This window comes from Alcanivorax sp. NBRC 102024, from assembly GCF_001602235.1.
Classification (GTDB): Bacteria; Pseudomonadota; Gammaproteobacteria; order Pseudomonadales; family Alcanivoracaceae; genus Alcanivorax.
In genome coordinates this window covers 52106-73676 of record NZ_BDAS01000005.1, presented here as the reverse complement: position 1 = coordinate 73676, position 21571 = coordinate 52106, and the positions used below count along the sequence as shown (strand labels likewise).

The window sequence follows — 21571 nt, the reverse complement described above, 5'->3', positions numbered from 1 at the left end:
CCTAGCTGTCGCCCAGGGTCGCCAGCAGGTCCGCCTGGTGTTCGGACATCAAGGCACCCAGCAACTCATCCAGATCCCCTTCCATGATTTCACCGAGCCGGTAAAGCGTCAGATTGATGCGATGGTCGCTTACCCGGCCCTGGGGATAGTTGTAGGTGCGAATACGCTCGGAACGGTCACCGGACCCCACCAGGGATTTGCGCTCCGCCGCCTGTTCCGCATGGGCGGCATTCTGCTGGGCATCGTAGAGTCGGGCGCCGAGCAAGCTCATGGCCTTGGCCTTGTTCTTGTGCTGGCTGCGCTCATCCTGACATTCCACCACCACGCCGGTGGGCAGGTGGGTAATACGCACCGCAGAGTCGGTGGTGTTCACGTGCTGACCGCCAGCACCGGAGGACCGGTAGGTGTCGATGCGCAGGTCTTCGTTGCGGATCTGGATATCTCCCAGGTCCTCGGCTTCGGCCATGATGGCCACCGTGCAGGCAGAGGTGTGGATACGCCCCTGGGATTCCGTGGCTGGCACCCGCTGCACCCGGTGGGCGCCGGATTCAAACTTGAAGCGGGAATAGACCCCATCGCCGATGACCCGGGCAATCACCTCCTTGTAGCCGCCGTGCTCCCCTTCACTGGCACTGACCAACTCCACTTTCCAGCCATTCTGCTCCGCATATTTGCTGTACATGCGGAACAGGTCACCGGCAAAAATGGCGGCCTCGTCACCGCCGGTGCCGGCGCGCACCTCAAGAAACACATTGGCTCCGTCGCGGGGATCCTTGGGCAACATCAACTTCTGCAGCTCACCGGCCAGGGCATCCATCGTTGCCGTCGCGTCACGGGCTTCTTCCTGGCCCATTTCACGCATGTCCGGATCGCTGTCATCCTGCATGGCCCTGGCCGCTTCCAGATTGGCGGCGGCCTTCAAGTAATCCCGGTAACACTTCACCACCGGGTCAATTTCCGCATACTCCCGGGAAAGGTCACGAAACTTCTTCTGGTTGCCAATAATCTCCGGGTCCGACAACAGACCGGACAATTCCTCAAAACGGTCAGCCAGCTTTTCCAGCTTGCCTTGCAAAGACGCTTTCATAGGACCCTCAAAGGGATTTATTTCGGTTCGGACGGACTGTCCGGATCATCAAGGAGCAGCTCCCGGGCCAACAGTAATGACTCCGCTCGGCCCTCCGCTGCCAACTTGCGCAGGGTCACACTGGGGGTGTGCAGCCATTTGTTGACCAGGGAATGCTGAAACTTGCGCAGGACCTGCTCCGGGTCCCCGCCGTTCTGCAGTTGTTGCAGGGCTTTTTCCAGCTCGTTCTCAGCCAGAGCCGTATGCTGCTGCCGATACTCGCGCAACACGGTCACTGCATCCAGTTCGCGACGCTGGCGTCGGTGGCGAACGATGGCATCACGGATCAGCTCGGCGGCTTCCTGAGCTGCCTGCTGGCGGGCACGGACATTTTCCTGAATGGCTTCCTGCAGGTGATCCACCGTGTACAGGTAGACGTCATCCAGCTCCCCCACTTCCGGTTCGATATCCCGGGGCACGGCAATATCCACCATGAACATGGGCTTGTGGCGGCGCTTCTTCAGCGCCCGCTCCACCATTCCCTTACCCAGAATGGGCAGCGGCGCCGCCGTACAGGAAATCAGGATATCCGCCCGTTCCAGGGCCACCGGTAGTTCTTCCAGACTGATGCCCCGTCCGCCGACGCTGGCCGCCAGCTCCGCAGCGCGCTGCTGGGTACGGTTGGCGATGGTGATTTCGCTGACCTGCTGCTCATTCAGGTGACGGGCTACCAGCTCGATCATTTCCCCTGCCCCGATCAGCAGGGCGCGGCTTTTCTTCAGATCGGCAAAGATATGGCGGGCAAAGGACACGGCCGCATAGGCCACAGAAACCGGGTTGGCACCAATACCGGTTTCTGTACGAATGCGCTTGGCCACCGAGAACACTTCCTGGAACAACCGGGAGAGTTCGCCATTGAGCAACCCGGCTTCATGGGCACGGGCATAGGCTTCACGCATCTGCCCGAGAATCTGTGGCTCGCCCAGCACCAGCGAATCCAGGCCGCCAGCCACCCGCATCATATGCTCAAGCGCCTGCTCGCCCTGGTGCTGATAGAGCGCGGACACCAGTTTATCTACCGGCAAGTGGCGACTGTGCGCCAGCCAGGCAGCAAAATCCGGCACCGTCTCATCCACCAGACAGTACAACTCGGTGCGGTTACAGGTGGAAAGCAGGGCCGCTTCACGGACCCCGGGCATGTCTCGCAGGCTGGCCAGCGCCGCTTCCGCCTGCTGCGTGGAGAACGCCAGACGTTCACGTAACTCCACATCCGCGGTGGTGTGATTTACGCCAACAGCGACTAGATTCATAGACTCTCGTGCCCGCAGCAGACCCGGGCCACTTTCCTCACCGGTTTATACGCATGTCGACAGTTCATGGAACTCTCTGTCCGCCACATTCGTCGGAAGGCAATAGCCCGGTGAAAACAGGCCACGCAAGGGTCAGGCATTTTGCGTTAAAGCGCCCCCCAAAACAATGATGGCCCGGCGAATCAATGGCATAGGAACCGCTTATCCGTTTGGGCAATCCCGGATCGCTGTGCCATGATACCCGGACCATAAAACAGGCATACCCCCTTTAATGACGCGATTCCTTTTTCTGCCACTTTGCGGCGTCCTGTTACTTAACGGCTGCGCCAGCAAGACACCGGCCCCGACAGCTGCCGAGTCACAGCCTCCTGCGGCCAATCCGCCCGCACCGAGCTATGACAGCGAGACCCTTTCCGACCTGCTGGTGGCGGAAGTGGCCGCCCAGCGCCAGTCCCTGGGCGTGACACTGGCCTATTACAGCCAGGCGGCCCGTAGCACCGGGGACCCACAAGTGATCAGCCAGGCGGCCCAACTGGCCCATTACCTGGAAGACCATCAACAGGCCCTGGCCCTCAGCGAGCTATGGCTGGAACAGGCTCCGGCGGACGAAGAAGCCCTGCAACTGGCGATCCTTTCGGAAATCCGCCTGGGAAACATCCCCGCCGCGAGCCGCTACCTGGACATGTTGTTAGGCGAACATGGCGGTGAAGCGCTGGGCAGGCTGGTCAGCCAGGCCCGCGGACTGGATGCCCAGGGTAACCGGCAGCTGGTCGAGGCGCTGGCCCAGCTCACCGACCGGTACCCGGATCAGGCCCCGCTGTGGTACGCCCGCGCCCTCTGGCTCGAGCACCAGAACGATTACGCGGGCGCCCTAGAGGCGGATGAACGGGCCCTGGACCTGATGCCCCGGCATGAAGAAGCCCTTCTGCTCAAGGCCCAGCTGCTGCACAAATTGGGGGAAGAAAAACAGGCCCTGCGGCACCTGAAGAAACTGGTTCGCAAATATCCCCAGGCGCGACGCCCCCGCATTACCTATATCCGCATGTTGCTGGCCACCGGCGATACGGATAACGCCGAGAAACAGCTGGTCCGCATGGCGGAGCAATACCCGGAAGATCTGGATCTGCGCTTTTCCCTGGCGCTGCTGGCCCTGGAAGCCGGAGCCAGCGATGCCGCCCGGGGGCAACTGCAGGCCCTGTTGGCGCAGAACTACCGGCCGGATGACATGCATCTCTACCTGGGACAGGCCGCCGAGCAGGCACAGGATCTGGACCGGGCCGTGGATCATTACCTGAAAGTGCAGGGTGCCCAGGCGGTCCGTGCCAATGTCCAGGCCGCGCGCCTGCTCTACCAGCAGGGCAACAGCGACCAGGCAAGCGCCCTGATGGCCAGCCTGGCCAGACAGCACCCGGAGCTGAGCACCAGTCTTACTATCACTGAAGCAGAAATGCGCAACGATAGGGGGGATCCCCAGGGGGCGCTGATCCTGCTCGACCAGGCCGTCGAGGCAGAACCGGACAATACCGAGCTCCTCTACAGCCGGGCCATGATCGCAGAGAAAACCGGCGATCTGGCAAAACTGGAACGCGACCTGCGACGGGTGCTATCCATCTCACCGGATGATGCCAGCGCACTCAACGCTTTGGGCTACACCCTGGCCAACCGCACCCAGCGCCTGGACGAGGCCTACGACTATATTTCCCGAGCGCTGGCATTACGGCCGAATGATCCGGCCATCCTGGACTCCATGGGCTGGGTGCTTTACAAGCGCGGTGAACTGGAAGCGGCCCGCGACTATTTGCGCCGGGCCTACGAAAAATTCCCTGACCCGGAGGTTGCCGCCCATTACGGTGAGGTTCTCTGGGTACTGGGTGCCCAGAATCAGGCCCGCCAGGTATGGCGCGATACCCTGCAAAGCAATCCGGACGCCCCCCATATCCGTGAAGTCATGGAAAAATTCGGAGCTCGCCTGTGATCCTCAGCCCCATGCGAATCCTCACCCTGGCACTGATGGCCCTGACGGTGAGTGCCTGTCAGCTGCGCCCCACTCCCTCAGCCACCTTTGACCATCCCGACCAGATCGACCGCTGGGCCATGAGTGGCAAGCTCGGCTACCGAACCGCCAATGACGGCGGCAGCGCCTCCTTCGACTGGACCCAGCAGCCCAATCGCGGCCAGATCCGCTTTTCCGGCCCCCTGGGTTTTGGTAGCGCCGACCTGCGCTGGGACAGTGGCCGGGCCGAACTGATTACGGCCAAGGAACAATACCAGGCCCGCAGCCCCGGTGAACTGGCCTGGCACCTGACCGGCTTCTGGCTCCCGGTCTCCGCCCTGCAGTACTGGGCTCGGGGCCTGCCCTGGCCTGGCGCCCGCGGCGAGGCCGACTATGACCAAAGCGGCCATCTGCAAACCCTGCAACAGCTGGGCTGGAGCCTGGAGTTCGACCGCTATCAGCCGGTGGCCGGAGTGACGCTGCCTTATCGCATCAAGGCCAGACAGAACGGCAACCGCTTCACCCTGCTGATCAAGGACTGGCAGCCCGGCCCCCGACAATGACCATGCTCACCCTCCCGGCTCCCGGCAAACTCAACCTGTTCCTGCACATCACGGGTCGTCGACCGGACGGTTACCATGAGCTGCAAACCCTGTTCGCGCTGCTCGACCAGGGAGACACCCTGCATTTCACCCCGGCTGACTCCCTGACCCTGGAATGCGACCACCCGGAGGTTCCCAGCGACGACAGCAATCTGATACTGCGCGCGGCCCGGCTCCTGCAGACCCATGCCGGCTGCCACTCCGGGGCTCGCATCCGCCTGGAAAAACACCTTCCTATGGGCGGCGGCGTTGGCGGCGGCTCCTCTGATGCTGCCACTACCCTGCTGGGGCTCAATGCCCTGTGGGGCCTGAATCTGCCCGAGGACACCCTGGCGGAACTGGGGTTATCACTGGGGGCGGATGTGCCGGTCTTTGTCCGTGGCAAAAGCGCCTGGGCGGAAGGCGTCGGAGAGCAAATCACCCCGGTTTCACTGCCGAACGATGATTTTTTGGTCATTCACCCGGGAATTCATGTGTCAACTGCTCGAATTTTCGGCGACCGGCAATTGACAAGGGATACCCCCGTCAGTAAATTACCGGCCTCGCTTGAGGTGGTGCTGACCCGCGACTTTCGCAATGACTGTGAAGCGGCAGCAATACGGCAATTTCCGCAAATCGGGGAGTTGCTTCACTGGCTCAGGCAGCATACGGGAAATGCCCGTATGACCGGCACCGGCGCTTGTTGTTTTGCACGCCTCACCGGACCGCAACAGGGGCAGCATTTGCTGCAACAGTTGCCACAACACTGGACAGGTTTCGTCGCTCGAAGCTGTAATACTTCTCCTCTCCACCAGACACTGGGAGAGACACTGGCGAAGTTTCGAGAGACACAGAATTCAGGCAACTCTGCACAAACGAGTAAATAGTGCAGACCTGAGACCGAGTGTTGGGGTATAGCCAAGTTGGTAAGGCAACGGGTTTTGATCCCGTGATTCCCAGGTTCGAGTCCTGGTACCCCAGCCATTTTCTTGCCCGGAGCCCTCCCCCCTTTCCTCGGAGGCTCCCGAAATTCACGACTCAAGAGGGACGCCAGTGTCCAAACTCGTCGTTTTCACCGGTAACGCTAATCCCGAACTGGCCCAGGCCATGGTCAAACACCTGAACCTGCCCATTGGCAATGCCGATGTGGGCACTTTCAGTGATGGTGAAGTGGCCGTGGAAATCCAGGAAAACGTGCGCGGCAAAGACGTCTTTATCGTGCAATCCACCTGCAATCCCACCAACAACAACATCATGGAGTTGTTGGTGATGGCCGATGCCCTGCGTCGCTCCTCTGCAGGCCGGATTACCGCCGTGATGCCCTATTTCGGTTACGCCCGCCAGGATCGCCGGGTGCGTTCCGCCCGGGTACCTATCACCGCCAAGGTGGTCGCCGACATGATCACCGCCGTGGGTATCGACCGGGTTGTCACCGTCGACCTGCACGCCGACCAGATTCAGGGCTTCTTCGACATTCCGGTGGACAACGTCTACGCCACCCCGCTGATTGTGGCGGACATTGAGCGTCAGAATCACGATGACCTGATGGTGGTATCCCCGGATGTGGGCGGTGTGGTCCGCGCCCGGGCGCTGGCCAAGCAGCTTAACGACGCCGATCTGGCCATCATCGACAAGCGCCGCCCCAAGGCCAACGTGTCCCAGGTGATGCACATCATCGGTGAAGTAGAAGGCCGCACCTGTATTCTGGTGGACGATATGGTCGATACTGCCGGCACCCTGTGCAAGGCCGCCCAGGCCCTGAAAGACCATGGTGCCGCCAAGGTCTACGCCTATATCACCCACCCGGTACTGTCCGGCCCGGCCATCGACAACATCGCCAACAGCGCCCTGGATCAACTGGTGGTCACGGACACCATCCCGCTGTCTGAAGCGGGACGCGCCTGTGCCAACATCCGCGTGCTCAGCCTGGCCCCGATGCTGGCCGAAACCATCCGCCGGGTGAACAACGAAGAGTCCCTGAGCGCCATGTTCGACCGGCTGGAACTGGTGTAAATCAGCGGCAAGCATCAAGCTACAAGCTTCAACACGGCATGAATTGTTGCCAGCTTGAAGCCCCTGAGGCCGCGCACAGCTCCTGTGCGCGGCCTCTTTCATTCCGGGCTACCCCGATGCCAAACCGTGTTGCAGCTTGTAGCTTGCGGCTTGAAGCCCTTTCCGCTGGCACGCAACGCCTTTTTCATGCATAATCGCGCCCCCGCGGAATCCTCCGTGGTTCTATCAACCTCTCCGGCAGACCTGGTCGCGGGACGCCCGAGAGCTTACTGGAGACATATCATGTCCAATGATTTCCTGCTGAATGCAGAAGCCCGCAGCGACATGGGGAAAGGTGCGAGCCGCCGCCTGCGTCGTCTGCAAGAACGTGTTCCCGGCATCATCTATGGTGGCGACGCCGAGCCGCAGATGATCAGCGTGGAGCTGCGTGAACTGAAAAAGGCTCTGGAAACCGAAGCCTTCTACAGCCACGTGCTGACCCTGAAACTGGATGGCGCCAATGTGCAGGCGGTACTGCGTGACATGCAGCGCCACCCGGCTAAAGGCCACCCGACCCACGTGGACTTCCTGCGTGTGGACAAGACTCACAAGATCACCATGAATGTGCCCCTGCACTTCATCAATGAAGAAAGCTCCATTGGTGTGAAGAAACAGGGCGGTGAGATCCACCACAATATTTCCGAGGTGGAAGTCAGCTGTCTGCCGCAAAACCTGCCCGAGTTCATCGAAGTGGACATGGCAGCGGTCGAACTGGACAGCATTGTTCACCTGTCTGATCTGAAACTGCCCAAGGGCGTGGAGCTGACCCAGCTCTCACTGGGCGATGATCACGACCAGCCGGTAGCCGCTATCCATGCGCCGAAAGTTCGTGCGTCTGCTGACGACGAAGACGGCGAAAGCGAAGAAGCCGCAGGCGAGGAATAAGACGCACTGTGGCTGTGGCGGAACCGGTTCGACTGATCGTAGGCCTGGGTAACCCGGGCCGCGAATACGAGGACACCCGCCACAATGCCGGCGTCTGGTATGTGGACGCCCTGGCCCGCCGCCAGGGCGTTTTCCTTTCCGAAGACAAGAAATACTTCGGCCTCACCGGCACCTTTACCTTCGAAGGCGAAACCATTCGTCTGCTGGTCCCCACGACCTTCATGAACCGCAGTGGTCAGGCCACCGCCGCTCTGGCGAACTTTTTCAAGATACCTGTCACCCAGATGCTCGTCGCCCACGACGAACTGGACCTGCCCCCCGGCTGCGCCCGCTTCAAGCAAGGCGGCGGCCATGGCGGCCATAACGGGCTGCGCGACATCATCAGCAAGCATGGCAACAGCCGTGATTTCTATCGGCTGCGCATCGGCATCGGCCACCCCGGCTCCGCTGACCGCGTCACCCCCCATGTGCTCAACAAGCCCTCCCAGGCCGATCGCGACCTGATCGACCGCGCCATCGACGAAGCGGTCTATCACACCGCCGACATGCTGCGTGGGGATTTGAACGGGGCCATGAACCGGCTCAACGGGTTCAAGGCTTAAAGGCAGGTACGAGTTGCGAGCAGCGGGTTTCGAACACCGTAAACCGGCGCCTACCTCGCTCCCCGTAACTCGTCACTGATTCTTACCTATCTTCCGCGTACCTCGCCAGCAACCACTCTCCGGCTGGCCGGGATCGCCATTTTTCGATCTGTTTGCGCAACGCTGGCGACAGTGTTGTTTCATCGAACAAGTCCCAGGGCGAACCTTTCGGGCTCACCAATGGCGCCATCATGCTGGCAGCCGTGATATCCGCCAGACTGAAGCGATCGCCGACCAGATATTGCCCCTTGCCTTTCTTCAGCTCGCTCTCCAACAGTGCCAAGCCCTCCTCAACGCGCTGTTCGGATCGCATCACCCATTGCGGATTGATGGCATAGCCGCGCCGGATGGCCTCCCGAACCAGCGGCCTGGCCATCCGTTCCAGGGGGCCGGGCAAGCCGCAATCGCCCACCAGGGCTCTCATCACTTCCGGCCGATCAAGGACCTGGCCGTACACCCAACGCCGAACATGGACGCCATAGCGATCGAACTGCTGCTCCAGCTCAATCACCCGGGCGCGGGCATCACTGGCCCGGGGCAACAGTGACGGCTCCGGGTAATATTTCTCCAGGTAATAGGCAATCCGGGTGGAGTCACTGATCCTGCGTTTACCGTCGCGCAGCAGGGGCACCGTATTGGCGCGGGCCAGCCACTGGGTACGCACCCGGTGGGCCACGGGCAACAGATTGGCCGTTCGGTACGCCAGGCCCTTGTGGTCCAGCTGCCAACGGGACTTCTCGCAGTAATGAGAGATCGGGAACTGGTAAAGGATGCGCTCGGCCATGGTGACTCTTGTTCAGTTGACGGAGTTGCAGTCTAGCCCGCCCCCGCCATGTCGGTAGCGGCAACAGCGCCTGGTACAGTCGTCCCGCCAGCAACCCCCGGGTTCGCCGCGAAATGCCCGGCGGTGGTCGCTTTTTGAACCCGCCTTGAGTAGCATTGCGCCCTCGAAAAACGGAGGTCTGTTATGGGTTTCAAATGCGGTATCGTCGGTCTGCCCAACGTGGGCAAATCCACCCTGTTCAACGCGCTGACCAAAGCGGGGATTGATGCCGAGAACTTCCCGTTCTGCACCATTGAGCCCAATACCGGTGTGGTTCCGGTGCCAGACCCCCGTCTGGACAAGCTCTCCGCCATTGTCAGCCCGGAGCGGATCATGCCCGCCACCATGGAATTCGTGGATATCGCCGGCCTGGTGGCCGGGGCGTCCAAGGGCGAAGGCCTGGGCAACAAGTTTCTGGCCAATATCCGTGAAACCGATGCCATCGCCCATGTGGTGCGCTGCTTCGATGACGAGAACGTGATCCATGTGTCCGGCAAGGTGTCCCCCCTAGACGACATCTCCGTGATCAACACCGAGCTGGCCCTGGCCGACCTGGATACGGTGGAAAAAGCCCACCTGCGGGCCACCAAGGCCGCCAAGGGACAGGACAAGGATGCCAAAGGCCTGCTGCCGGTACTGGACAAGGTGCTGCCCGTTCTCAACGAAGGCGAACCGGCCCGCTCCGTGGATCTGAACGATGATGAGCGCAAAGCCATCAAGAGCCTGAACCTGCTGACCCTGAAGCCGACCATGTACATCGCCAACGTGGACGAAGGCGGCTTTGAGGACAACGCCCTGCTGGACGCCGTGCGCGAACTGGCCGAAAAGGAAAATTCCTCCGTGGTGCCTATCTGCGCCAAGATCGAATCGGAAATTGCCGAGCTGGACGACGAAGAAAAGGCCGACTTCCTGGCCGACCTGGGCATGGAAGAGCCAGGCCTGAACCGGGTCATCCGTGCCGGCTTCAACCTGCTCGGTTTGCAGACCTACTTCACGGCGGGCAAGAAGGAAGTGCGCGCCTGGACCGTCCGTGTTGGCGCCACCGCCCCACAGGCCGCCGGCGTGATCCACACCGATTTCGAAAAAGGTTTCATCCGCGCCGAAGTCACCGCCTATGAAGACTACATCGAGCATAACGGCGAAGCCGGCGCCAAGGATGCCGGTAAATGGCGCCTGGAAGGCAAGGAATACATCGTCAAGGATGGGGATGTCGTGCACTTCCGGTTTAACGTCTGAGTCGCAAGTTAAAAGTTGAAAGTTCAAACACGGGCCAAGTTCGCCATGTGTTGAAACGAAAGAGGCCGCGCCCAAACATTGGGCGCGGCCTCTTTGCTTTCCGCTCACACTAAAACCGTCTCGCGTTTCAACTTTGAACTTTCAACATGAAACGGCTCTTCAATCTGTTCCGCCGGCATTCACTGGCTCGAAATCCTCGTCCTTCAATTCCGGCAGTTTCTCGTCACAGCCCTGAATGCCCTGCTTCTTCAGATTGGTGCAGACCCGGTCCAACTTGTTGTCGACCGCGTGCATGTGATCGAGCAGCAGGTGGATGGCTTCGGCTACCGGGTCCGGCATATCGTTGCTGACCCCATAGGCCTGGAATCCGATTTTTTCTGCCATCTGCTGGCGGTTCTTTTCCTGTTCCGTGATCGGCTTGCTGACCACCCGGCCGGGGATACCGATGACGGTGGCGCCTTCGGGGACTTCCTTGGTGACCACCGAGTTGGAACCGATCTTGGCATTCTTGTGCACGGTAAACGGCCCCAGCACCTTGGCGCCGGCACCGACCACCACACCGTCCTCCAGGGTCGGATGGCGCTTGCCCTTGTTCCAGCTGGTGCCGCCCAGGGTGACACCGTGGTAGAGCGTCACGTCATCGCCGATTTCCGCGGTTTCGCCGATCACCACGCCCATGCCGTGATCGATAAAGAAGCGTCGACCGATCTTGGCACCAGGGTGGATCTCGATACCCGTCATCCAGCGGGCGAAAGTGGAAACAAATCTCGCCAGCTGCTTGAAGTTCCGTTTCCACAGGGCGTGGGCGAGGCGGTGGAACAGCACGGCGTGCAGGCCCGGGTAGTTCAGCAACACCTCCAGGGTGTTACGTGCCGCCGGGTCCCGGTGGAATACCGACGCGATGTCCTCGCGTACTCGATCAAACATAGATACCTCGTCTCAGGCGTAACCGGTTGGATACCACGGGGAGCGGGAACTATTCCCCGTCATTCCGCGGCATTTTTCTTTCCAGCGCCACCAGCACACCACGCAGAATGCTCATTTCCATTTTGTCCGGTCGCGCGCGCATAAACAAACGGCGCATGCGCGTCATGACCTGGCCCGGCTGCTGCGGATTCAGAAAACCGCTTTGCGCCATGACCTTTTCCAGATGATCGAGAAAACCGGTCACGGCCTCGTTACTGGCCAGCGGCTCATCCCAGAACATCTCCGGCAACGGCATGGCCTCACGGCGGGAACGGGCTTCCTTCAGATCAAAATCGTCCCCCAACAGAGCCATGCGCAGCTCGTAACTGATTAATTGGACCGCCGACGCCACATTCAAGACCCCGTACTCGGGATTGGTGGGCACACTCACATGCAGATTGCAGCGGCGCAGCTCATCGTTGGTGAGCCCGCGGTCCTCGCGACCGAACAGCACCGCAATACGGGTGTCATCCGGCTCGTGGGACAATTGCGCCGCCAGTTGCCGGGGCGTGAGACACGGCCAGGGGATGCGACGCTGGCGGGCGCTGGTGCCGATTACCAGGGTGGCACCCTCCAGGGCTTCGTCCAGGGTCTGGCAGACCTGCGCAGCTTCCAGCACATCGCCAGCCCCGGAGGCCCGGGCGGTGGCTTCCACGGACGGATAATCCCGCGGCTGTATCAGCCTCAGGTCCGACAGCCCCATGGTTTTCATGGCCCGGGCTGCGGCACCGATGTTGCCGGGATGGGAGGTTTCCACCATCACAATACGCACATTTTCTAGCATGTAAGGTACCTGTACACGGGTCTGGCCGGAAAAGGCGGCAATGTTATCATGAGAAACTGCCAATTATCCCTCGCCCGAGAGGCCCAGGTGCCCGGGAAAGGCAATTAAGCGGTTTCCAACGCTGCCCTGAACGCACCGGCTCTGCTACAATCCGCGCCCCGGCAAGGCACCCTGCCCGCCGGCGCTCTTTGACAACTTTTTTGAGGACAGATGCATGCATGCGCCGCAAGTGAACATTGCCCTGCGAGCCGCCCGTCAGGCGGGTAACCTGATTCGTCGTGCCGCCGAAAGCAATGACCCGTTATCTGTCAGCAAGAAAGGCATGAACGACTTCGTCACCGAGGTGGACCGTGCTGCCGAACAACGCATCATCGAAGTCATCCTCAAGGCCTACCCGGATCACAGCATTCTCGCCGAGGAATCCGGCGAAATCCGCGGCAAGGGTGACGGGGCAGACTTTCAGTGGGTGATCGACCCCCTGGACGGCACCACCAACTTCATCCATGGCTTTCCCCAGTACTGCGTCTCCATCGCCCTGAAATACAAAGGGAAACTGGAACACGCCGTGATCTATGATCCCAACCGGGATGAAGAATTCACCGCCAGCCGTGGTCGTGGCGCCGCCCTCAACGGTCGCCGTATCCGCTGCACCAACCGTCCCGGCCTGGAAGGCTGTCTGATCGGCACCGGTTTCCCGTTCCGTAAAGACCAGGCGCCGCATATGGACGCCTACCTGGGCATGTTCGCCGACATCGCCGCGTCCACCGCCGGCCTGCGCCGCCCGGGCTCTGCCGCCCTGGACCTGGCCTGGCTGGCCGCCGGTCGCCTGGATGGCTTCTTCGAATTCGGCCTGTCCGAGTGGGATCTGGCCGCCGGCGCCCTGTTGATCACCGAAGCCGGTGGCCTGGTAGGCGACCTGAGCGGTGGCCACAAATTCCTGGAAAGCGGCGGCATCGTCGCCGGCAGCCCGAAGGTCTTCAAAGGGTTGCTGCAGAAGATCAAACCGCACCTGAACGACGGATTGCGTCGGTAGATTTTCTTTCGGACGTCGCGGTAGTCGCGCCGCTTGAGGCGCGAATCGGCAAAATCCGAGGCGAGTACCGATAAGCGAGTCGCGAAAGGCGATACGGACTTCGGTTGTGATTTTCGTTACTCGCTTCTCGGGACTCGCTCCGTCTCATTCGCGCCCCAAGCGGCGCCCCTACAGCCGTATTGTTGCAACCCCTCCCTGCGCCATCCCGTCTTTTCCTTAGACCCCGAACCGATTTTTTGCTTCCGGCATGGACATCTCTCCTTGCTTTGCTAGCGTAATACGCAACACGGTGCAAAAAGCTCGGGAGATGTACGATGACGGTTACCCTCACTGACAACGCCCTGTTTCGCCAGCAGTGCTATATCAATGGCCACTGGTGCGATGCGGATGACGGCGCCACCTTCACCGTGACGAACCCGGCCACTGATGACAGCCTGGGCACCTCACCGCGAATGGGAGAAGCAGAAACCCGCCAGGCCATCGACGCCGCCCACGGGGCTTTTCCTGCCTGGCGGGATCTGCCCGCTGCACAGCGCGCCACGCTTCTTGAGGCCTGGCATGATCTGATGATGGAACACCAGGACGATCTGGGCCGGCTGATGACCCTGGAGCAGGGCAAGCCCCTGGCCGAGGCCAAGGGCGAAATCGCCTACGCCGCCTCCTTCCTGAAATGGTTCGCCGAAGAGGCACGGCGCGCCTACGGTGACACCATCCCGGCACCCAAAGCCGGTCAGCGAATTGTGGTAATCAAGCAACCCATCGGTGTGACCGCAGCGATTACCCCCTGGAATTTCCCTTCCTCCATGATCACCCGCAAGGCCGGCGCCGCCCTGGCCGCAGGCTGCACCATGGTGGTCAAACCCGCCAGTGCCACCCCCTACTCCGCCCTGGCACTGGCCGAGCTGGCGGAGCGCGCAGGGATTCCCGCAGGCGTGTTCAACGTGATTACCGGCAGCGCCGGGGCCATTTCCACTGCCCTCACCGACTCTCCCATTGTCCGCAAGCTGAGCTTCACCGGCTCCACGGAAGTGGGCTCCAAACTGATGGCCCAGTGCGCCAAACACATCCAGAAGGTGTCCCTGGAACTGGGAGGTAACGCCCCCTTCATCGTCTTTGACGATGCCAACCTGGACAAGGCCGTGGAAGGGGCCATGGCCAGCAAGTTCCGCAACACCGGTCAGACCTGCGTCTGCGTGAACCGCTTCCTGGTGCAGGACAGCATCCACGATGCCTTTGTGGAGAAGCTGAAAACTGCCATCGAAGCCATGAAAGTCGGCGACGGCCTTGAGGAGGGCGTCAGCCAGGCGGCCCTGATCAACCGGGATGCCGCCGACAAGGTCATGGAGCATCTGGAAGACGCCCTGGGCAAGGGCGCCAAGGTGGTTACCGGCGGCCAGCGCCATGAGCGCGGCGGCAGCTTTGTACAGCCCACCCTGATCACCGGCGTGACCACCGATGCGCAGCTCTGCCAGGAAGAAACCTTTGGCCCGCTGGCCGCTGTGATTCCATTCCGCACCGAAGAAGACGCCATTCGCATCGCCAACGACACCCCTTACGGTCTGGCCGCCTATTTCTACAGCGACAACATCCACCGTTGCTGGCGCGTGGCCGAAGCGCTGGAAAGCGGCATGGTAGGTGTCAACGAAGGCCTGATTTCCAACGCGGCCGCCCCCTTCGGTGGCGTCAAGGAATCCGGTCTGGGCCGGGAAGGCTCCCACCAGGGCATGGATGAATACCTGGAAGACAAGTACCTGTGTATGGGTAGCTAACCTAACAACAGCTTCACGAGACACACTGCAAGCTGAGCATTAACGCATCGCTTGCAGAAACCGGAGCGCTTCACCTCCGCGCGCACAGGCTTGCATCGCGGGCATCCATTGCCGCCACTGCCAGGACAGCCCGTATTGCAGCGTGGAGAGAGCGACCTGCAGCTGATAAGGAGGCGGAATGGGACAAGCGTTAAACATCGCCCTGCTTCCCGGTGACGGCATCGGCCCGGAAGTGACGGATGTGGCAGAGGCGGTCCTGAACCTGCTGATCCAGCGCTACCAGCTGCCGTTAGGATATACCCGCTTTGACTGGCCGTCCCACGCCTGGCATCAGGCCCATGGGGAGATGATGCCCGGCGACGGCGTGGCGCAGCTTCGCGAGTTTGATGCCATGCTGCTGGGCGCTCTGGGGGATCCGGGCCCGCTGGAAGACCCTTCCCGTTTTGTCCTGTCCGATAGCGTCTCGTTGGCACCGTTACTGGCCCTGCGCAAACAGCTCGACCTGTGGGCCTGCGAACGCCCGGCCCACTGGCTGCCCGGGGCGCCCCAGTATCTGGCCGATCCACGCGCCCGCGAAGTGGATATGCTGGTGATTCGCGAAAACAGCGAAGGCGAATACAGCGGCCAGGGCGGGCGGCTGGCACCGGGCACTGCTCAGGAAGTGGCCACCCAGGTGGAGGTGTTTACCGCCCGCGCCACCGAACGACTGATCCGCCATGCCTTCCATCGGGCCCGTCAACGGGCCGCCCAGCGCGAAACACCCCGTCAGTTCAAGAATGGCAAGCACGCCCAGGTATGCCTGATCACCAAGCGCAATGCCCAGCCTTTCTGGGGCGATCTGTATACGGATACCTTTCAGCGCATCGCCAACGAATTTCCCGACGTGGACACTCACCACGAGCTGGTGGATGCGGCCTGCATGAAGTTCGTGCAGTGCCCCTGGCGCTTCGACGTGGTGGTCGCCAGCAATCTGCACGGTGACATTCTTACCGACCTGGCAGCGGTATTGTGCGGCGGGCCGGGGCTGGCCCCATCCGCCAACCTGAACCCGGATGAACCCACGCTGCCCGCCCTCTTTGAACCGGTGCACGGCAGCGCCCCGGACATTGCCGGCCAGAACCTGGCCGACCCCCGCGCCACCCTGATGAGCCTGGCCATGTTGCTGGAAAATCTGGCCCACCATCACCCGGCCATCGGCAGTGCGGCACAACATCTGCATGACCTGATTCAGGCGGACCTGGCCCGCGAGGCGAACGGTGACCCTTTTTCAGGCACCCGGGAAACCGGACAACGGCTATGCCAGTGGCTGGCAGCCTGACGCTGCGCCGGCAAGCCAACAACAGAAAGGAGGCACTATGAGTCACCTGTCCCCCCTGCTGGTGCAATCCAGCGGTATTTGTGCCGAGCGCGGCGAAGGAAACTGGCTCTACGACGAGGATGGTAACCGCTGGCTGGATTTCACCTCCGGGATCGGTGTGACCTCCACCGGTCACTGTCATCCGAAAGTGGTGGCTGCGGCTCAGGAGCAGGTCGCCAAACTGGTCCATGCGCAATATGCCACCGTCAAACACCCCAATATGGTTGAACTGACAGATCGGCTCTACAAGCATCTGCCCGCCCATATGGATGCTGTGGCGTTTTCCAATTCCGGCAGTGAGTCCGTGGAAGCAGCATTCCGCCTGGCACGACAGGCTACCGGTCGCCCCAACATTGTGGTGTTTCGTGGCGGTTTTCATGGCCGGACCATGGGCGCGGCGTCGTTGACCACCTCCAATAACAAGGTGCGCACCGGTTGGGCACCGCTGATGGCGGGCGTGTCGGTTGCCCCCTTCCCCCATGCGTACCGCTACGGCTGGGACGAAGACACCACCGTGGACTTCTGTCTGGGAGAACTCGATCACCTGATGATCACCGAGTGCAACCCCAAGGACACGGCGGCCATCATCATCGAACCGGTACAGGGCGAGTACGGCTACTACCCGGCGCCGAAACGTTTCATGGAAGGCCTGCAGGCACGCTGCAAGGAACATGGCATCCTGCTTATCGTCGATGAAATCCAGGCCGGCTACGGGCGCACCGGCAAGTTCTGGAGTCACGAACACAGCGGGGTGTCCGGGGACATCCTGATTACCGCCAAGGGGTTGGCCAGTGGTTACCCCCTGTCTGCCATCGCTGCCAGCAAATCCCTGATGGACAAGGGCTACCCGGGCTCCCAGGGCGGCACCTACGGCGCCAACGCGGTTGCCTGCGCTGCCGCCATCGCCACGCTGGACGTGATCGAAGAAGAAGGGCTGGTAGAGCACGCCCGCGAGATGGGTGACTATCTGCTGGAGAAGCTCACGGCCGTTCAGCAGGATTTCCCCTGTATCGAAGAGATACGCGGCCAGGGCCTGATGCTCGGCGCCGAGATCACCCGCTCCCCGGGGGTGGCAGACGGCGAACACGCCGCGGCCATTCTCAAGGCCTGCGAGAAAGATGGCGTCCTGCTGCTCCGCTGTGGACACAAGGGCCAAGTGGTTCGCTGGCTGCCTGCGCTCAACGTGACTCGCGAGGAAATCGATATTGCCGTGGGCACCTTCGCCAAGGCGATTGCCAGCACATGCAAGAACCAGGATAAACGCTGCTCAGGCTGCAAAAGCTGAATTCGAAAGCCACCGGAAAGTGAAAGAGTCGCATTATGAGCAAACCGGTAATTACGGTGCTGATGGCCGAGGATGAACCCTCCATGCCCGGGCTTGAAGCCCTTGCGGGGCAAGCGGAGGTTCGCGAGGCCCGGCATCGGGAGGAGCTGGAAGCCGCCCTTCCGGAAACGGAAATTTTGCTGGTGACCGATTTCCGCACCGAGATGCTGCAGGAAGTCTGGCCCGATCCCTGCAAAATTCGCTGGATACACGCCACCAGCGCGGGGGTGGATGCCCTGATGATTCCCCAAGTGCGTGACAGCGACATTCCTGTCACCAATGCCAGAGGTATTTTTGACAGGGGTATTGCCGAATATGTGCTCGGCGCCATGTTGCTGTTTGCCAAGGACACGCTCACCAACCTGTCGTTGATGAAGGAACACCGCTGGCAACACCGGGAAACCCGTCTACTGCGAGACAGCCGGGCCTTGGTGGTAGGTGCCGGTTCCATTGGCCGGGAAGTGGCAACCGTACTGGGCGCCCTGGGCGTCAGCGTAGTGGGCACCGCCCGCAACGCCCGGGAGGATGCAGCGTTTGAGCGGGTGCATGCCCAACAGGATCTGCCCGATCTTCTCCCGGAAGCGGACTACGTCATCATTACCGCACCACTGACACCGCAAACCGAAGGGCTGTTCGACGCTGACCAGTTCCTGCGCATGAAGCCCGGTGCGGTACTGATCAATGTGGGGCGCGGCCCCATCGTGGAAACGTCAGCGCTGCTGGCCGCCCTGCAAAGCGGGCATCTGGGCGGCGTTGCTCTGGACGTGTTCGAAGAAGAACCCCTGCACGCCAACCACCCGCTCTGGGATGAACCCAAGGCCATGCTGTCCGCCCATATGGCCGGTGACTTTATCGGCTGGCGAGCCGCGCTGGGTCAGCAATTTGTCGATAACTTTCAACGCTGGCAGAAAGGGGAACCGCTCAACAACCCGGTCAGCAAGGAGCACGGCTACGTCAGTAATGCCTGAGGCAAGAGCCTGACCGCAGCCCTACGCAGAGAAACACAGGATTAGCGTCAACCAGGAGTGATGCCGATGAGCAAGGAACTACTGACCATGAGCGCCCAGGCGCTGAAAGCCGCCTACCAGACCGGCGCCCTCTCCCCCGTAGAGGTTTGCTCCAACCTGCTGGACCATATCGAAAAGCATGACCCGGCCCTGAATGCCTGGTGCCTGATTGACCGCGATACCACCTTGCAATGGGCCCGTGAATCCGAACAACGCTATCAGCAAGGCACTCCGGAAGGGTTACTGGATGGCGTACCGGTGGCCGTCAAGGATGTCTTCCTCACCCCCATGTGGCCGACCCTGAAAGGCTCCAAAACCATCGACCCTGCCTCTACCCTGAACAAACGCTCCCCGGCGGTGGCCGCTCTGGAGCGCCATGGCTATGTCCCTCTGGGCAAGACCACGACCCCGGAGTTCGGCTGGAAAGGGATTACCGACAGCCCCTTGTGCGGGCCCACCAACAACCCCTGGGATCCATCCAAAACCGCCGGAGGCAGCAGCGGCGGCAGTTCCGCCGCTGTCTCCGCGGGCATGGCCCCACTGGCGCTTGGCACCGATGCCGGCGGCTCTATTCGCATCCCCGCCAGTTTCTGCGGCATCGTCGGCCACAAGCCCACTTTCAGCGAGGTCCCGCACTGGCCCGCCAGCCCGTTTGGCACCCTCGCCCACGCCGGCCCCATGACCCGTTCCGTAGCGGACGCCGCCCTCATGATGAACGTGATGTGCGAAGCCGATGCCCGCGACAGCCTGGCCGCCCCCCGCCGTCATATTGATTATCTGGCGGCGCTGGACCAACCCATGAAGGGGTTGAAAATCGCCATGAGCACCAACCTGGGTTATGTGGATGTGGATCCGGATATCGAGAAAGCGTTCAAGGACGCCGCCAGGGTATTTGAAGATCTGGGCGCCACCATCACTGAAGCCGACCCCGGATTCAGCAATCCGCTGGCCGCGTTCAGTCACCTTTTCTATAGCGGTGCGGCCAATGCCATGCGCGATCTCGGTGAGCGCCAACGCAGCCTGATGGACCCGGCGCTGATTGAAGTCGCCACCAAGGCCGAGAAACTCTCCATGCTGGATTACCTGGGCGCCATGAACGAGCGCATGGCGGTCAGCGAACGCATGGCGGTCTTTCACACCAAATACGATTTGCTGATTACTCCGACCCTGCCTCTTGGGGCGTTTGACACCAACCGCGAAGTACCGGTGGACTGGCCCAGCACCCGCTGGCCCACCTGGACCCCATTTACCTATCCGTTCAACCTGACTGGCCAGCCGGCACTGTCAGTGCCCATGGGGCTGGACAGCAAGGGCCTGCCCATGGGGCTGCAGATTGTCGGTGCCCGTTTCGACGATGCCCGGGTCCTGGCCGCCGGGCACGCCTTCGAGCAAGCCAAGCCATTCACCCTGTTGCCACCATTGCTGCAACACTAGACACGTGTTTTGCGGCGCGCCGTCGCCGCCGCCTGAAGAAGCTGCGCATCAAAAAGAAGGAGCACATGATGGGCAATATCAATCTGGATACGGATTTCTACGAAAGCGAAGACCCGATCTGGAACCCGGCGCTGCTCACCATTCCGGTGCCGGGCATTCGTCGCATGGTGAACCTGGCATCGGACCTGGACAATGTCATCCATCTCTCCATTGGCCAACCGGATTTCAAGCCACCGGGCCATGTTATCCAGGCCGCCGTGGATGCCCTCAACGCCGGGCAGACCGGCTACACCATGGACGCGGGCCTGCCGGAACTGCTCGAAGCCCTGGCTGAATACTACAGCCACCGATACCAACGCCCGCTGGTGCCGGAAAACCTGATGATCACCACCGGCGCCACCGAGGCGATCTATCTGGCGCTCACCGCCACTTCCGCACCCGGGCGGGAGTTCATCGTGCCCGACCCGTCATTCATGCTGTACGGCCCCCTGATCCGCATGAATGGCGGCACCGTAAAAACCATTGCAACCCGGGCAGAGAACAACCATCAGCTTGACCCCCAGGAAGTGATTGATGCCATGGGGCCGAATACCTTTGCCGTGGTCCTCAATTCCCCCAGCAACCCCACCGGCACGATCTATCCACGGGAAACCATTGAAGCCATCGTGGAAGAAGCGGCCTACCGGGGCATTCATGTGATCAGTGACGAGGTCTATGACCACCTGATCTATGACGGTCGGGATTACCCCAGCGTGCTGTCCTGCTGCTCGGACCTGGACCATGTGATGGTGATCAGCAGCTTCTCGAAAACCTTTTCCATGGCCGGCATGCGCATCGGCTGGCTGATCGGCAGCCAGGGCGCCATCAAGAAATTGCGCCGCTACCACATGTTCACCACTACGGTGGCCAACACCCCCTGCCAGTGGGCCGGGGTTGCTGCCCTGCGCGGCAGCAACGACTTTATTGACAGCATGGTGGCGGAATACCAGCATCGTCGGGACCGGCTGGTGGAACTGGTGGAACAGACCCCGTACCTGACCGGATACCAGCCTGATGGCGCCTTTTATTTGTTCCCGTCGCTGCCGGATGGGGTGGACGGCGCCAATGTGGCCCTGAAAATGCTGCGTGAAACCGGCGTCTGCACCATCCCCGGCGACACCTTCGGGGAAGCCGGCAAACACGCCCTGCGCATCAGCTATTCCACCTCCCTGGACCAGATCGAGGAAGCCTTTGAACGCATCATCCCATGGATGAAAAAACAGAACTTCGGGTAAAAGGCGAGGTGCGAGTCACGAGAAGCGAGTCGCGAA

The 21571-nt window shown here is 61.3% G+C and carries 19 protein-coding genes and 1 tRNA gene; 15 read left to right on the top strand and 5 right to left on the bottom strand.

The features are described from left to right. Window position 1: 1 nt before the first annotated feature. The gene (prfA, locus tag A0251_RS09775) at window positions 2-1087 is read right to left on the bottom strand and encodes a peptide chain release factor 1 (RefSeq protein WP_062816658.1); all 1086 of its coding nucleotides are present in this window, start codon (window positions 1085-1087) and stop codon (window positions 2-4) included. 17 nt (window positions 1088-1104) lie between these two features. After that, window positions 1105-2376 carry a glutamyl-tRNA reductase gene (gene hemA, locus A0251_RS09770; protein ID WP_062816657.1) on the bottom strand — a complete coding sequence of 424 codons (1272 nt, stop codon included), beginning with the start codon at window positions 2374-2376 and terminating at the stop codon, window positions 1105-1107. A 271-nt stretch (window positions 2377-2647) separates the two neighbouring features. Between hemA and A0251_RS09765 the strand changes: the two genes are divergently transcribed. The 7 genes from A0251_RS09765 (at window position 2648) to pth (ending at window position 8489) form a co-directional block, all read left to right on the top strand. Beyond that, window positions 2648-4351, top strand: a complete 1704-nt coding sequence (locus A0251_RS09765; protein WP_062816656.1) for a tetratricopeptide repeat protein — start codon at window positions 2648-2650, stop codon at window positions 4349-4351. Next, window positions 4348-4932, top strand: coding sequence for a lipoprotein insertase outer membrane protein LolB (gene lolB / locus A0251_RS09760; protein ID WP_082810831.1), 585 nt, complete (start codon window positions 4348-4350; stop codon window positions 4930-4932). The genes A0251_RS09765 and lolB overlap by 4 nt, the downstream gene beginning before the upstream one ends. Continuing rightward, window positions 4929-5837: a 4-(cytidine 5'-diphospho)-2-C-methyl-D-erythritol kinase gene (gene ispE, locus A0251_RS09755; RefSeq protein ID WP_062816654.1), complete on the top strand. Its 909-nt coding sequence runs from the start codon at window positions 4929-4931 to the stop codon at window positions 5835-5837. Before lolB ends, ispE begins: the two co-directional genes overlap by 4 nt. A gap of 21 nt (window positions 5838-5858) precedes the next feature. Then, window positions 5859-5934 (top strand) — tRNA-Gln (locus tag A0251_RS09750). Between the two features lie 69 nt (window positions 5935-6003). Next, window positions 6004-6963, top strand: a complete 960-nt coding sequence (locus A0251_RS09745) for a ribose-phosphate diphosphokinase (RefSeq protein WP_062816653.1) — start codon at window positions 6004-6006, stop codon at window positions 6961-6963. A 282-nt stretch (window positions 6964-7245) separates the two neighbouring features. After that, window positions 7246-7887, top strand: coding sequence for a 50S ribosomal protein L25/general stress protein Ctc (locus tag A0251_RS09740; RefSeq protein WP_062816652.1), 642 nt, complete (start codon window positions 7246-7248; stop codon window positions 7885-7887). Window positions 7888-7901: 14 nt separating this feature from the next. Beyond that, window positions 7902-8489, top strand: a complete 588-nt coding sequence (gene pth, locus A0251_RS09735) for an aminoacyl-tRNA hydrolase (RefSeq protein ID WP_062816834.1) — start codon at window positions 7902-7904, stop codon at window positions 8487-8489. An 82-nt stretch (window positions 8490-8571) separates the two neighbouring features. Here pth and A0251_RS09730 read toward each other — a convergent pair whose 3' ends face one another. Continuing rightward, complete coding sequence (locus A0251_RS09730; RefSeq protein WP_062816651.1) at window positions 8572-9312, bottom strand: glutathione S-transferase family protein; 741 nt, start codon at window positions 9310-9312, stop codon at window positions 8572-8574. 183 nt (window positions 9313-9495) lie between these two features. Between A0251_RS09730 and ychF the strand changes: the two genes are divergently transcribed. After that, window positions 9496-10587 (top strand): redox-regulated ATPase YchF, encoded by a 1092-nt coding sequence (gene ychF / locus A0251_RS09725; protein WP_062816650.1) that lies wholly within the window; start codon window positions 9496-9498, stop codon window positions 10585-10587. A gap of 159 nt (window positions 10588-10746) precedes the next feature. On the opposite strand, the gene cysE is transcribed toward ychF, so the two are convergent. Then, window positions 10747-11514, bottom strand: coding sequence for a serine O-acetyltransferase (gene cysE, locus A0251_RS09720; protein WP_062816649.1), 768 nt, complete (start codon window positions 11512-11514; stop codon window positions 10747-10749). Window positions 11515-11563: 49 nt separating this feature from the next. Beyond that, complete coding sequence (gene trmJ / locus A0251_RS09715) at window positions 11564-12337, bottom strand: tRNA (cytosine(32)/uridine(32)-2'-O)-methyltransferase TrmJ (RefSeq protein ID WP_062816833.1); 774 nt, start codon at window positions 12335-12337, stop codon at window positions 11564-11566. Window positions 12338-12551: 214 nt separating this feature from the next. Here trmJ and suhB point away from each other — a divergent pair, with 214 nt between their 5' ends. The 7 genes from suhB to A0251_RS09680 all read left to right on the top strand — a co-directional run bounded on the left by suhB (window position 12552) and on the right by A0251_RS09680 (window position 21535). Beyond that, window positions 12552-13370 carry an inositol-1-monophosphatase gene (suhB, locus tag A0251_RS09710; protein WP_062816648.1) on the top strand — a complete coding sequence of 273 codons (819 nt, stop codon included), beginning with the start codon at window positions 12552-12554 and terminating at the stop codon, window positions 13368-13370. 314 nt (window positions 13371-13684) lie between these two features. Next, on the top strand, window positions 13685-15139 hold the full coding sequence (locus A0251_RS09705) for an NAD-dependent succinate-semialdehyde dehydrogenase (RefSeq protein WP_062816647.1): 1455 nt from the start codon (window positions 13685-13687) through the stop codon (window positions 15137-15139). A gap of 178 nt (window positions 15140-15317) precedes the next feature. Beyond that, the gene (locus A0251_RS09700; RefSeq protein WP_062816646.1) at window positions 15318-16457 is read left to right on the top strand and encodes an isocitrate/isopropylmalate dehydrogenase family protein; all 1140 of its coding nucleotides are present in this window, start codon (window positions 15318-15320) and stop codon (window positions 16455-16457) included. A gap of 37 nt (window positions 16458-16494) precedes the next feature. Beyond that, window positions 16495-17781 carry an aspartate aminotransferase family protein gene (locus A0251_RS09695; RefSeq protein WP_062816645.1) on the top strand — a complete coding sequence of 429 codons (1287 nt, stop codon included), beginning with the start codon at window positions 16495-16497 and terminating at the stop codon, window positions 17779-17781. A gap of 35 nt (window positions 17782-17816) precedes the next feature. After that, window positions 17817-18788, top strand: a complete 972-nt coding sequence (locus A0251_RS09690; RefSeq protein ID WP_062816644.1) for a D-2-hydroxyacid dehydrogenase — start codon at window positions 17817-17819, stop codon at window positions 18786-18788. 66 nt (window positions 18789-18854) lie between these two features. Then, entirely contained in the window at window positions 18855-20261 is a 1407-nt protein-coding gene (locus A0251_RS09685; RefSeq protein ID WP_062816643.1) for an amidase, read from the top strand. A 65-nt stretch (window positions 20262-20326) separates the two neighbouring features. After that, entirely contained in the window at window positions 20327-21535 is a 1209-nt protein-coding gene (locus A0251_RS09680; protein WP_062816642.1) for a pyridoxal phosphate-dependent aminotransferase, read from the top strand. The last annotated feature ends 36 nt before the right edge of the window (window positions 21536-21571 follow it).

What these genes read in the sequence shown, in the direction of transcription:
- A0251_RS09730 (WP_062816651.1), bottom strand. Translation starts at nt 9,312, where the DNA reads ATGGCCGAGCGCATCCTTTACCAGTTCCCGATCTCTCATTACTGCGAG.
- ychF (WP_062816650.1), top strand. Translation starts at nt 9,496, where the DNA reads ATGGGTTTCAAATGCGGTATCGTCGGTCTGCCCAACGTGGGCAAATCC.
- A0251_RS09690 (WP_062816644.1), top strand. Translation starts at nt 17,817, where the DNA reads ATGAGCAAACCGGTAATTACGGTGCTGATGGCCGAGGATGAACCCTCC.
- ispE (WP_062816654.1), top strand. Translation starts at nt 4,929, where the DNA reads ATGACCATGCTCACCCTCCCGGCTCCCGGCAAACTCAACCTGTTCCTG.
- prfA (WP_062816658.1), bottom strand. Translation starts at nt 1,087, where the DNA reads ATGAAAGCGTCTTTGCAAGGCAAGCTGGAAAAGCTGGCTGACCGTTTT.
- A0251_RS09685 (WP_062816643.1), top strand. Translation starts at nt 18,855, where the DNA reads ATGAGCAAGGAACTACTGACCATGAGCGCCCAGGCGCTGAAAGCCGCC.
- A0251_RS09705 (WP_062816647.1), top strand. Translation starts at nt 13,685, where the DNA reads ATGACGGTTACCCTCACTGACAACGCCCTGTTTCGCCAGCAGTGCTAT.
- A0251_RS09680 (WP_062816642.1), top strand. Translation starts at nt 20,327, where the DNA reads ATGATGGGCAATATCAATCTGGATACGGATTTCTACGAAAGCGAAGAC.
- trmJ (WP_062816833.1), bottom strand. Translation starts at nt 12,337, where the DNA reads ATGCTAGAAAATGTGCGTATTGTGATGGTGGAAACCTCCCATCCCGGC.
- suhB (WP_062816648.1), top strand. Translation starts at nt 12,552, where the DNA reads ATGCATGCGCCGCAAGTGAACATTGCCCTGCGAGCCGCCCGTCAGGCG.
- A0251_RS09765 (WP_062816656.1), top strand. Translation starts at nt 2,648, where the DNA reads ATGACGCGATTCCTTTTTCTGCCACTTTGCGGCGTCCTGTTACTTAAC.
- A0251_RS09695 (WP_062816645.1), top strand. Translation starts at nt 16,495, where the DNA reads ATGAGTCACCTGTCCCCCCTGCTGGTGCAATCCAGCGGTATTTGTGCC.
- A0251_RS09740 (WP_062816652.1), top strand. Translation starts at nt 7,246, where the DNA reads ATGTCCAATGATTTCCTGCTGAATGCAGAAGCCCGCAGCGACATGGGG.
- cysE (WP_062816649.1), bottom strand. Translation starts at nt 11,514, where the DNA reads ATGTTTGATCGAGTACGCGAGGACATCGCGTCGGTATTCCACCGGGAC.
- hemA (WP_062816657.1), bottom strand. Translation starts at nt 2,376, where the DNA reads ATGAATCTAGTCGCTGTTGGCGTAAATCACACCACCGCGGATGTGGAG.
- A0251_RS09700 (WP_062816646.1), top strand. Translation starts at nt 15,318, where the DNA reads ATGGGACAAGCGTTAAACATCGCCCTGCTTCCCGGTGACGGCATCGGC.